The 13,006-nt window shown below is 39.9% G+C and carries 9 protein-coding genes; 3 read left to right on the forward strand and 6 right to left on the reverse strand.

What is annotated here, in order from left to right; all coding sequences use genetic code 11:
• Positions 1-153: 153 nt before the first annotated feature.
• Positions 154-1,995: a protein kinase gene (locus ACE1AT_RS05480; RefSeq protein ID WP_374866278.1), complete on the reverse strand. Its 1,842-nt coding sequence runs from the start codon at positions 1,993-1,995 to the stop codon at positions 154-156.
• A 219-nt stretch (positions 1,996-2,214) separates the two neighbouring features.
• Between ACE1AT_RS05480 and ACE1AT_RS05485 the strand changes: the two genes are divergently transcribed.
• From ACE1AT_RS05485 to ACE1AT_RS05495, 3 genes are all read left to right on the forward strand, one after another.
• Positions 2,215-2,685 (forward strand): GNAT family N-acetyltransferase, encoded by a 471-nt coding sequence (locus ACE1AT_RS05485; protein ID WP_374866279.1) that lies wholly within the window; start codon positions 2,215-2,217, stop codon positions 2,683-2,685.
• Between the two features lie 348 nt (positions 2,686-3,033).
• Positions 3,034-4,446, forward strand: a complete 1,413-nt coding sequence (locus tag ACE1AT_RS05490) for a DUF1822 family protein (RefSeq protein WP_374866280.1) — start codon at positions 3,034-3,036, stop codon at positions 4,444-4,446.
• Between the two features lie 14 nt (positions 4,447-4,460).
• On the forward strand, positions 4,461-6,080 hold the full coding sequence (locus ACE1AT_RS05495) for a M48 family metallopeptidase (protein WP_374866281.1): 1,620 nt from the start codon (positions 4,461-4,463) through the stop codon (positions 6,078-6,080).
• 210 nt (positions 6,081-6,290) lie between these two features.
• Here ACE1AT_RS05495 and mtnA read toward each other — a convergent pair whose 3' ends face one another.
• The 5 genes from mtnA to ACE1AT_RS05520 form a co-directional block, all read right to left on the reverse strand.
• Positions 6,291-7,349, reverse strand: a complete 1,059-nt coding sequence (gene mtnA / locus ACE1AT_RS05500; RefSeq protein ID WP_374866301.1) for an S-methyl-5-thioribose-1-phosphate isomerase — start codon at positions 7,347-7,349, stop codon at positions 6,291-6,293.
• Between the two features lie 156 nt (positions 7,350-7,505).
• A complete protein-coding gene (dxs, locus tag ACE1AT_RS05505; protein ID WP_374866282.1) occupies positions 7,506-9,413 on the reverse strand; it encodes a 1-deoxy-D-xylulose-5-phosphate synthase in 1,908 nt (635 codons plus the stop codon).
• Between the two features lie 209 nt (positions 9,414-9,622).
• A complete protein-coding gene (locus ACE1AT_RS05510) occupies positions 9,623-10,579 on the reverse strand; it encodes an NAD-dependent epimerase/dehydratase family protein (RefSeq protein WP_374866283.1) in 957 nt (318 codons plus the stop codon).
• A gap of 127 nt (positions 10,580-10,706) precedes the next feature.
• Positions 10,707-11,762 (reverse strand): uroporphyrinogen decarboxylase, encoded by a 1,056-nt coding sequence (gene hemE / locus ACE1AT_RS05515; protein WP_374866284.1) that lies wholly within the window; start codon positions 11,760-11,762, stop codon positions 10,707-10,709.
• 56 nt (positions 11,763-11,818) lie between these two features.
• Entirely contained in the window at positions 11,819-12,658 is an 840-nt protein-coding gene (locus ACE1AT_RS05520; protein ID WP_374866285.1) for a hypothetical protein, read from the reverse strand.
• Positions 12,659-13,006: the final 348 nt, after the last annotated feature.

The raw sequence follows: 13,006 nt of genomic DNA on the forward strand, positions 1-13,006 counted from the left end.
GTCATTTACGTAATTTCACATCTTGTTTAGTTATATAAGCTTCTTTTTTCTACTTAAAACTTTTCTCACTTCTGGAGTCACTTTTTTACACTCCTATTGCCTAATTAGTGGTTTATCCCCAGAGGTGCAAGATATAAGTTGTGCGGGCTTTTTTTAATGCAAATCTGCATCCCAGACACCAATATAAATTTTATCTTCTGAGTTGCGTTGAATCACACCTCTTACTCCCCCAGCACTAAAAGAGTATTGGTTAATTTGACGTTGATAGACTCGTTGCAGTGCTTGATTAATTTCACCAGAACCACTTCCTCCCAGCATCCCTTGCAAAGTAGATTGCATCACCTGGGGTGAAACAGATTGAGCAAAGGATACTTCTGTTTGCCGTAACGCTCCTGATTTACGGTCAAATAAATAACCAAGATCGACCTGATTTGGATGTAAGCGATAAAGATAAGCGCGGGTGTTCCATAAACCTCTAGAAACTTTAGCGGGTTTTCCTAGTGAGGATTTCACAGTATTTTCCGAAGTACCTGTGGGATAAGCAGGAACACTTATATTACTAGTAGGTGCAGTAGCAACTTTTGGTGGATTTTCCTGCGGTGGGGGTGGTATTGGTGTCTCAGGAGTAGGATTTTCAGCAGTTTGTTGCTGTTCTGGCGTGGGGACTGCTGCGGTTTGAGAATCTTCTGGCGGTGCTGTTGGTGTAACTGGTGTAACTGTGGATGGTTGTTGCTGCGGTGCAGATACAACTGGAGGTGTAGTAGGAGTAGAAGATTCTGGTTGCTGCGGAGAGGTAGGTATTAAAGGCGACTGGAAAGCAATAGGTGTATTGGCAGGTTCAGTGGTGGGAACTACGGATGAGGGTGTAGAACTTGGATTTGTTGGGGTGGGTGCTTGTGTAGTTTCTGCTGTGGGCGTTGTATCAATAGTTGCTTCTAGTTGTGGTTGGCGAGTCATATTCGCGATCGCAATCCCAGCAATCAAACCACCGAAAACTAAACTACCAAAAATCACCGCAGGTTTTTGCCAATTAGTAGAACTGGAAGACGCAGGAATAAAAGCCGACTTTTGTGCAGAAGCAAAAGGCTGAGTTGCTTGCGTATGTGCAACCGCAGGGGACAGGGCAACTGTCGATTGAGTTGTTGAATATGATGGTTTTGGGGGAAGAGTATTTGCAGATTGCAAAGCATGTAACATTTTGCTAGCAGTCGAGTAGCGATCGCTCGCTTGAGGCTGAGTTGCTTGTTTGAGGATCATTGCTAATTCTGGCGATACCCCAGGGGCAAAATCCTGCCAAATTACCTCCCCTGTTTGTTGGTTAGTTGGTAACTCGTGTGGCGGCTTACCTGTCAACAGATAAATTGCTGTCAAACCCAAGCTATAGATATCAGTACCATAAACTGGGCGTCCTATGGCTTGTTCACTAGGCATATACCCCGGTGTGCCAATCACCAGAGATTGAGTTAAATAACCTGGTGTAGCAGCGATCGAACGTATGGTTTCTTTGACTGCACCAAAATCAATTAATACAGGCTGATTATTGGTAATGCGAAGAATAATATTATCAGGCTTGATATCCCGATGAATTATACCTTTACTATGGACATAATTTAAGACTGATAAAAGATTTAATAATATTTCTCTGACTGTATCTTCACTGATTGGCCCTTGGGCTTCGACAAAGTTTGTTAGAGTTTGACCTTGAATCCATTCTTGGACAAGATAAAATTGTCCGTGTTCAGAAAAATAAGCGTAGAGTTTGGGTATTTGATCACTACCTTCACCCAAAAACTCTAAAGTAGCTGCTTCCCGTTCAAACCGTTGTTGGATCATTTTGTAGGTTTGCGGGTCGTTTGTCACTGGTTTGAGTTGCTTAATCACACAGCGACGTCGAGAAGGCATGTGGGTATCTTCTGCTAAAAAGGTTTCGCCAAACCCCCCAGCAGCAAGTACTTGGATAACTTTATAGCGGTTATTTAACTGTGTTATGGTCATGCTCCATTGAAAGTGAGCGTCTTTACAAATTTATCTTAGATGTTATAGACGTATCACAGGCGAGGTATTATGCCAACAAAAATTTTGGCGTTGACTAAATTGCTGTTTTTATAGCGAATATCAATGTAGATTGATGAATACTTATGGTTTTTACGTGGGCATTGATGGTGTTTTGATCGCGAACACAGCACAGATACACAATACTTAGACATAACCTTTATGGAGATGATTCGATTGCAAATTTGCGAAGATGACCTCACAGGTAAAAAAATCGCTGATCTTCTGCGAGAACATCTCGAAAATATGTATGAGATTAGCCCGCCCGAAAGCGTTCATGCTCTTGATTTAGATGCATTGCGATCGCCCGATATTACTTTTTGGTCAGCTTGGGAGGGCTATGAATTACTCGGATGCGGCGCCCTCAAAGAACTAGATTCAAGAACTGGTGAAATCAAATCAATGCGTACCGCTAAGGCTCACCGCCGTAAGGGTGTCGCCTCTAAAATTCTTGAACACATCATCAAAGAAGCCGAACGGCGTGGTTACGATTGTCTGAACTTGGAAACAGGGGCTTTTAGTGAGTTCGCCCCCGCACGAGCCTTGTACACACGTTATGGATTCGAGTACCGAGGTCCCTTCGCTGACTACATTGATGACCCGAATAGCGTATTTATGACGAAAAAACTCTAGAAACCGCTGATCAAAATTGGCATATTTCTTGAAAACCTGGCAATCACGCCTAACGACCAAGCTCACCAGACGTAGAGAACCTGATCTGCGACTTCTTTTAAAGCTATTAGTGACCAAAACTCATTCTCTATAAAGATTTTGAAGTTTTACTCTCAAAATTAGTATCAAGTACAATAAATGGTAAAAGGGGAAAGATATCCCTTATGACTTGCGAAATATTGTGCTATAAACCGAAAAATTGCATACTCATCGTGTATCAAAACATAAACCCCAACATTTATTAGCCAAACTATGCCGCAGGATTCCTACGAAAAGAATCTTCGTGGGCATTCTAATATGTTTGTAAGAATGAGTATAAATATTTTAACTAAAAAAATTTTAATTTTAAGTGCAAATCCGATAGATACAGATCGGCTCCGTTTAGATCAGGAAGTCCGCGACATCAAAGAAGGGTTGCGACTAGTAAAAGAGCGCGATCAATTTATTATTGACTGTGAATGGGCAGTTCGACCGAGAGATGTCAGGCGAGCCATTTTATCTTTTAAACCGCATATTGTTCATTTTTCGGGGCATGGAGCATCAGGCGGTGGCTTGGCATTTGAAAATGAAATAGGTCAGGTGAAATTAGTGCAACCAGAAGCACTAGCTGGATTATTTAGGCTATTTTCAAAGCGTGTGGAGTGTGTGTTACTAAACGCTTGTTACTCAGAAATTCAAGCTAATGCAATTGTCCAGTATATTGACTTTGTAGTCGGAATGAATACAGCAATTAATGATCACGCTGCCATCGAATTTTCAGTCGGTTTTTACGATGCACTAGGGAATGGTTGCTCTGTTGAAACAGCATATGAATTTGGGTGTAATGCAATTCAATTGGCAGGTTGCCAAGGATACTTAACGCCAGTCCTAAAGAAAAAGAATACCTCATCATCTTCTAACGGTAATATACTTCCTGAAAGTGATGGCTTTGGAGAAAAACCGACAGGAACATTGAAGACTACATATGAATTTGTACTGACTGGAAAAGTTAGTGAAGTTAGTATACCGACATTAGAGGCTATAGTTGCTCATCTTCGGAAGATTACAGGAGATACTTCTTTAACTATTTTAGAAATTAAATCAGGTAGTATAAAATTAATTCTGGAAGGAACTGAGGAAGGCTTTCAATTACTCAAATCTTTAGTTGAAAGAGGTGAATTAGATCAAGTTTCGGGAATTCCTATTGAGGAAGTTAAGCGTCGAGAATTAAGAATAATATCTAATAATGAGCCAGCAGAGTGGAATGTTCAGCAGTGGTTCCGTGATGAATTTGTGCCAGAAGTTACTAAGCAAATTAGCGGTTGGGTTTTGTCAGTAATCGAGTTACAAATCGAATCAAACAGAGCAGTTCCATTCCTAGAATGGATTATTGAACGAACTCTTTTAGCAGGTTTTTCTAAAAAACAAAGAAAGCAACAATTTCTGGCAATTGAAAAAATCTTAAAAATTCAAAAATCGAATTATATATTGCGTATTATTTCATTAACAAACCAGAAGTGGAGATTTGATTTAGAAGCAGTTATCCCAGGAATGAATATTCCACAAGGATTTCAACTACGCTTAATTAACATCAGTGGAACTCGCTGGATTGAGGAAGAAAGTATATCAATTGTGGAACAGGAAAGACTAGCTATAGAAGTCTTGATCGACGAGGGTAACGAAATAATTTATGAAATCGAACCAGAACCCGAAAATTATTTGTATGAAATTCTGAAATTTTAGAATTAATTAAAAAAATGAATAGACAGAAGAATATTAAAATTAAATTAGGTTTTGCTTCTATTCTAACAGTTTTTTTACTAATTAATATATTGGCGATACCCTTAATAGGAGCAATGTATTTATTAAATGCATTATCTTTTAGCGTTTTAAATGTAATAATTATTTTTTCTTCAATTTTTAACTGTTTTATATTTTGTATAGCTCCATTTTTAATGGATTTAAAATTAAAAAGCCTATATGGTAGGCTAAATTGGACTACTTCTCATAAAATTGGAGATTCTTATGTTTTAACTTCTGCTTGTATTCAAAAAATTTGTAGAAAATATAAAATTCCTGAACCTAAGCTTTTAGTTGCTAACGACAAAGTACCTTTTGCTTTTACTTATGGGAATTTTCCTTACAACGCTCGTATCGTAATTAGTAGTGAATTACTGCGTTGCTTAAACGATGAAGAGTTAGCTTCAGTCTATGCTCATGAGCTAGGTCATATTGTTCGGTGGGACTTTGCTGTAATGACTCTCGCTCAAGTTTTAACAAGTGCTATCCGCTGCTTTTCTGCTAGTTTTAGTAGTAACTCTTCTGATTATAGCTATATTACTGTATTCAAGTTTATTTATCAACTAAGTTTAGCACTATTTTCTCAAATAAGTATTTTTTCTTACCTGTATTTATCTCGAATCCGAGAGTTATCTGCCGATTATTTTGCAGCAGAAAATATAGATAATCCTAATACTCTTGCAAAAGCACTTATAAAGATTTCGTATAGTAATATTATTCAAAATGAAGCCAACATATTTATTAGCAATCTAAGAAGTTTGAACATATATGATTCAGGGAGGAATAAAGATATATGTTCAGAAGACGAACAAGATATTACGCAATTCTTGCAAGGTTTAATAAATCCTTCAACCCATTGGACTGATTTCTTATCCACCCATCCACTTCCAGGTATACGAATAAAAGCTATTGCTGATTATTCACAGTTAAACTTATCAGATATTGCTTCTGAACTTAAAGATTATAAAGATTATAAAAGGACTCGTAGCTCTCATAGCTATAGCCCTCTAAATAGAGATACAAATATAGATGAGGAAGCAGATAATAGTCCGAATTCCTTGAGTTCAATTAAAATTATACTTCGTCGTAGTAAATGCTCATTGATATTTATTATTTTTATGATTTTTGGTTCCTATGGACAGTACATTTTCATGATTTATTTGATAATATCTCTTCAAGTTTGGACTGATCTATATTTTATGTTGTTTGTTGTTTTCTATACTTTTCTTATAGTAAACATCTCTCCATTTATAGTCGATAATCTGTTGCCTTTTTTTAATTCTGACTATTTAATCTTAAATCCATTAGGGTTAGAAATTAAATTAGCTAGAAAGAAAATTTTTCTTAAATGGGCTGAAATTAAAGATATAGGAGTAGTAGTTGAAAGAAATAGTTTTTTGACAACAAAGTATGTGGGATTCAATTTTTCTAATGTTTATACTGATAAATTACGGATAAAATCTAGTAAATTTCGCAAGCTTATAACTGGGTATGATTTTTGTTTGACACCATTCTATAAAAACGATCCTTATGAACTAACTCGCATTGTTAGAAAGTGGAAATATTTTCACTCGTAACATCCTAGATACCTTTATTTTTACACTCACGTCAGAGGCTGGATAAAGAAGCGATCGCCTGCATCTAAGATCCCTACTAGTAAGACATAGTAGCAAGCGATCGCATTTCATTCACTCGTAGCGAATTATATGCAGAAATATCTGCGTCCCTCCGCGCTGACTTTGCGTCCCTCTACGTTTAAAAACGCTACGATTTTACGCAAAGCTGTACTAAGCTACTTTTCTTGCTTCTAGGTGTTTTAATTCACTCGGAGCAAATACACCATTCTCTGTAATAATCGCTGTAATTAAGTCTGCTGGAGTGACATCAAAAGCAGGATTGTAGAATTCCACACCATCGGGTGTCAAAATAGTATCACCGATTTGATATATTTCTCCTGGGTGGCGTTCTTCAATCGGGATTTGACTACCATCAGCTAAGTCAAAGTCAATTGTAGACAGAGGGGCGGCAACAAAGAAGGGAATATTATGCGCCTTGGATACTAGTGCTAAACTATACGTTCCGATTTTATTGGCAGTATCTCCATTGGCAGCTATTCTGTCAGCACCTACAACTACAGCATGAATTAAACCTTGTTTCATGCAGTGGGCAGCCATGCTATCAGTAATTACCGTAACTGGGATGCCTTCTTGAACACATTCCCAAGCCGTCAATTTTGCACCTTGCAATCTGGGTCTGGTTTCATCGGCAAATACTCGTGCCAAGCGTCCTTCTCGCCAAGCAGAACGCACCACACCCAAAGCAGTACCGTAACCTGCGGTTGCTAATGCTCCAGCGTTACAGTGAGTCAGTAAGGTCAGTTGTCCCGGTTGAGTAGGTAAGGCTTTTAAGCCGTTATCACCTATGTCTTGGCAGGTTTGTAAATCTTCAGCATTGATATTTTGGGCTGTTTGGAAGAGAGATTTTCTAATCTCATCCACTGTGCCAATCGTTTCATATGCTACTTTCATCATCCGGGAGATTGCCCAGAACAGATTTACTGCTGTGGGACGGGTAGAACGTAGCATTTCGGCAACATTTTCCAGGTGATTTAAAAACTCATCCCGATTGTCTGTGTGAATTTCTCTAGCACCAAGATAGATTCCATAAGCAGCTGCAACACCAATCGCGGGCGCACCCCGGACAATCATAGTTTTGATGGCAACTGCCATATCTTCACTGCGACTAATTTCTACAAATGCATACTCATTCGGCAGACGAGTTTGGTCAATCAGCGAAACCAAGTCGTTGTGCCAGATCACGGGATATACTTGGTTAATTTGAAACATCATATTCTTTGAAAATTAATTGGCAACCACAAAGACAATAAATCAGGCAAAGGGTAAAAAGCAAAGGGATAAGGTTCAGGGGAAAAGGTTAAAATGATTTCCCTTTTCCCCATTTTCCTTTTCCCTTCCTTACTTGTGTATTTGTGGTTAATTCTATTACACTACTGCGGATTTTGGCTGATTAAAGAAAGCCTGTAAAACCTTTTCAGCAATTTGTGGACTTGTTAAACCTAATTCTGCCTTCGATTGATTTGGTTCTGCATGATCTACTAGTATATCTGGTACACCAATTCGCTTGATCGGTACCACAATATCAGCATCTAAGAGTGCTTCGGCGACTGCGGAACCAAAGCCACCCATCAAACACCCTTCTTCCAAGGTGACAACACGTCCGATTGTTTGGGCGAGGGGGAAAATTAATTCTGTATCGAGAGGCTTGACAAAGCGGGCATTAATTACAGTTGCTTCTATGCCATGTTCGCTGAGAATTTCAGCTACTTGCATCGCTGGATTTACCATTGTGCCATAACCCAAGATCAGTAAATCATCTCCTTGACGAAGAATTTCGGCTTTACCGATTTCTAAAGGTTCCCAACCTTCTTCCATCAACGGCACACCATAGCCATTACCACGAGGAAAACGCATGGCGATCGGTCCAGTAGTATGATTAATCCCTGTAACAATCATGCGCTGGAGTTCGGCTTCGTCTTTGGGTGCCATTAGTACCATGTTGGGAATACAACGCAGATAGGCAATATCGTACATCCCTTGATGGGTAGGGCCATCAGCACCAACAATTCCTGCACGATCTAAACAGAAGAATACGGGTAAGTTTTGGATGCAAACATCGTGGATGATTTGATCAAAGGCACGTTGCAAGAAGGTAGAATAAATAGCAGCAACAGGACGCATACCTTCAGCAGCTAGCCCAGCAGCCAGGGTAACGGCATGTTGTTCAGCAATACCTACATCTATATATTGATTTGGTAGCTTGGCTTGTAATTTGTCTAAGCCTGTTCCCGTCGCCATCGCCGCCGTAATCCCGATGATTTTTGGGTTTTGTTCGGCGAGTTTGACTAAAGTGTGGGCAAATACTTTTGAGTAAGCAGGGGGTTTAGGTTTAGTAGAGGGGACAGCTTTACCAGTAGACAAGTTGAAGGGGTTTTGGGCATGATAACCAACTTGGTCTTTTTCGGCAATTTCGTAGCCTTTGCCTTTTGTTGTTGCTACATGCACTAACACAGGCCCGACAATTTGATGTGCTTGTTGGAAAGTAGCAATCAATTCTTCTAAATTATGCCCATCCACTGGTCCGATATAGGTAAAGCCAAGTTCTTCAAAAACTGCACCCACTTTTGGCACAGCTAGGCGTTTCATCCCTTCTTTGATGCGTCCTAATTCTGGGGAAAGAGACTCACCAACAAAAGGAATTTGCTTAAATTGTTCCTCAAAACTATCTTTGAAAAATTGCACCGGGCCGCTAAGACGCATTTTGTTGAGGTAGCGGGGAATTGCGCCAACGTTGGGAGATATGGACATTTCGTTGTCATTGAGGACAACTAATAAATTAGTTTTAGGTAGGTGTCCTGCATGGTTGATGGCTTCCAATGCCATACCGCCAGTCAACGCCCCATCACCGATAATAGCAGCTACTTTAAATTTTTCTCCTTTAGCATCTCTTGCTAAAGCCATACCCAAAGCTGCGGAAATACTGGTAGAAGCGTGTCCAGCGCCGAAATGATCAAACTTACTTTCACAACGCTTGAGATAACCAGCAACTCCATCTTTTTGCCGTAGAGTATCGAAATTACTGTAGCGTCCTGTAATTAGTTTGTGGGGATATGCTTGATGTCCGACATCCCAAATAACTTTGTCGCGATCTAAGTCTAGTGTTTGATACAGACCCAAAGTTAACTCTACAACACCCAATCCTGGTCCTAGATGTCCTCCAGTTGCTGCTACGGTTTGCAGATGCTTATCCCGAATTTGACGGGCTATTTGTTGCAACTGGCGAATTGATAAACCGTGCAACTGGTTGGGATGGGTAATTTCACTCAAATGCATACTTATAGCGTTTTCCTCTCTATCTTAATATACTGATTTTCCCACGCTAGGGTAATGAGCAACTTTCAGCAAATTTTCTTAAAAATCTGGGATTCTCAACAAATTTTGTCATCGATGCGATTATGGCTTTGTTGTTGGCAAACAGAATACCAATTATCTGTGTTCATCAGTGCTTGATTTCTCAAACATAAAATATAATTTGCCAAAACTTACCGAGAACCTTGCACACCACTAATTCGTAAAACATCACTAATAGTGGCACAGTAATTTGGTAAGCCAAAACTATCAGGATTCACGAACTTTTGATAAGTAAAATGCCGATAGTTCATACAAAATCTATCCCAAGCTGCCATCCTAATGCGAAACAAAACTATTAATAGGTTAGCTAATGAGAAAGACAGGGGGATACGAAAGCGAATTTTTTTACCAAGATAAGCACACAATTCTTCGATCGCTTGGTTTGCTGTTAATGGTGCTTGACCTAAAACTAATTGCCTGCTTTCATTTTCTTGAGGTGGATTGTCGATTAGATATCGTACGACTGTGGCAATGTCTCGTGCATGAATAAAGTGAAAGCTACCGTCTGCTTGCAAAAAACGAATGTAATCGATGTATTTTGTAACTTGGGGAATGCCAGGTGTTAGATGTGAATAGGGTTTATTATCATCGCCACCCAAAACTAATGTGGGGAAAACTTCAGTGATTTTAGGTGCGATCGCTAATTTGCTGATTTTCTGCAAGCAATCATATTTAGAGCGGATATAATCTGTACCCAGTTCTCCTGCTTCTTTCAGTGGTTTGTTGTTCCTGTCTAAAACACTAGCAGTTGAAAAATAAATTACCTGTTCGCAGATAGCTGGATCTAAATAATTCAGTAATTCTAGAGTTTTGACGACATTAATATCAAAAGTCCCCGCCCCACCCCACGCTGTAGCTGTTAATACTGCGACATCTATTGTTTTCAATAAGTCCGTAAAATGCCGAATTTCTTGCATATCACCTTGCAAGACATTGACACCAGGACGAACTTGTGCATCTACTTTTAATTTCTCTGGGTTCCTTACCAGAAGATATAGTTCGTGATCCGTTTCTTGAATCAATGCTTCACTAAGATAGTGACCAATACAGCCACTTGCACCGGTCACAAAAATTCGCTTTTTGGTCATATAAATTTGTTGTTGGTTGATGGTTGTCTGTTGTTTGGATTTTACTGGAATAGTTGTTGATTAATGGTTATTTGTTTCCGAAGAACCAACACCTAACAACCAACAACCAACACCCAACAACCAACACCTAACAACTAACCGCATTAAGTTGCTTGGCTGTTTCAAAGAAGAAAGCAACATTTTCTTCAGGGGTTTCGGGGAGAACACCGTGTCCAAGGTTAAGGATGTGACCCCAGTTACCGGCTTTGCGAACCGTATCAATGACGCGATCGCGAATAAATTCCTTAGATCCAAACAATACACCAGGATCAAGATTACCTTGCACCTTCATGTGTTTGCCCAATCTGGCCCGCGCATCTGCCATGTCTACTGTCCAGTCTACAGTAATAATATCTGCACCGGATTTTGCCATTCTTTCTAGCAAACCTGCGCTACCACTAACTAAAAGGATTAGAGGTGTATCTGGGTGAGTTTCCTTAACTTTTTGGAAAACTTTTTGTTGATAAGGTAAGGCAAAAGTTTCGTAATCTTGGGGACTTAATTGGCCTGCCCAAGAATCAAACATTTGCACAACTTGGGCGCCGCAGTCAATTTGATAGCGGACGTAAGTGGCGATCGCATCTGAAAGTTTTTCGAGAAACTGATGCAGGACTGTCGGATCAGAAAACGCCATATTTTTAATAATAGAATAGGTTTTAGAACCTTTTCCTTCTACGGCGTAAGCTGCTAAAGTCCACGGCGCACCGACAAACCCCAACACCGTTGATTTATTACCTACTTCTTGGCGCAGTGCTTGCAATATAGTTTTGATAAACGGCAGAGATTTTTCTGGTTCTAAGGGAAGCAGGTTGTCAACTTGTGCTTGGGTGCGGATGGGAGAGTGAATAATTGGCCCTTTACCTTCCGCAATATCCATCTCTATGCCCAAACCAGGCAATGGTGTCACGATATCAGAAAATAGAATTACACCATCTGGTTGAAAAGCCCGCCAGGGTTGCAAAGAAACTTCGATCGCAACTTCTGGAATTTCAGATCGTTCACGAAACGAAGGGTATTTCTCCCTTAAATCCCGATAAGCTTTCATGTATCGTCCCGCTTGTCGCATCATCCATACCGGCGGACGATCTACAACTTCACCACGAGCCGCTCTAAGGAGAAGAGGATCACTAGAGGAAATACCCATTAACAACTCATCCTAAACTCTTTATTTATGTCATTGTTTAGCTTATCATTCCGGGATTAATGTTTTTTAGGTAGCTTGTTAGGATCGGAGGAAGATTTAGAGTTGCCAGGGTAAGGTATGGAGCAAGGAGTGTGTAGAAGCTTGTTGTTTTTGATTTCTTTGACGATTTCTGGATCGGGAACGTTACTCAAATCCTCTTGGAAACCAATGTTTGCCGTGTAGTCTATTGGTTGTCCTGTTGGATTCCACATAGCAATGTAATATGTGCCTGGTAGCGTTACTGCTGTCGAAATCGTATTTCTAAAGTTTTCGGGTGTACAGTTACCAGAAAGCAAGCAATCCTGAGTTAAGCCCTCTGGTAAAAACCAGCTGAGGTTGAGTTTAAGTTTGGACAGACCTGATTCCAAATCGCTATAAAATATTTCGCGAGGTTCAACAGGAGGGTTATTTGCTAAGATTACGCCGTACCCTTCCGGAATTTGCGATCGCAAACTAGGGGGCAGCTTGTCTAAGAGATCGTCATTAGGTAGGGGAAGTTCGTTGCTAGCAGGGCCGATGAGTGCTGTGAGTGGGTAATTGCTGACTGTTTGAGCGCAAGCAGGCGCAAGTGCGGAGGCCGCTACTACTGTTGGGATTGGGGGAAATTGAGATTTCACAGTGAATGAGAACACATCCACATCATTCGGTGTCAGGTATGCAAATATTGCTGCTGATGATTGGACTCCACCGTTCTTTAAATCAAGATTGAAGGGGCTGAAGAATGAATAGTCCCCTGTGTCAGGAATCGGGTTGCGATCGCGTGCCTGATCTTCGATGAAAACGACGTGTGCAAGTGCGGCTGAGGCATTAATTAAGAGTAAGCCCATGCCAATGAGAGCAATCTTCCAGTTCTTCATGATTCTATAACTCAGTTTCCAGAAATTGGCGATATAAATCGCGAATTGTGATGCTGCTTTTGGTAAGTACCCCGATAAATGCAAACCCAGCCCATTCATAGAGCTTGTAGGTTCTTTGCATAATAATTTGAGCCAAAGTAAATCACTATGAGCCAGTGATAATTTACCTGAAGATATTATTCAAGTTAAAAAACTATGATTTTTGTTTGAATTTAGAGTTTTATTATTCCTTAATCAAAGATATTTTTAATTTTTCGCAAGAGAATTTTTCTTGAGGAATCCAATGACTTTAAAAGCCTATATATTGAGATTAATTATTGACTAACTTTCTACTATAGTCAATTATTT

It is taken from the genome of Pelatocladus sp. BLCC-F211 (assembly GCF_041928655.1).
Classification (GTDB): Bacteria; Cyanobacteriota; Cyanobacteriia; order Cyanobacteriales; family Nostocaceae; genus Pelatocladus.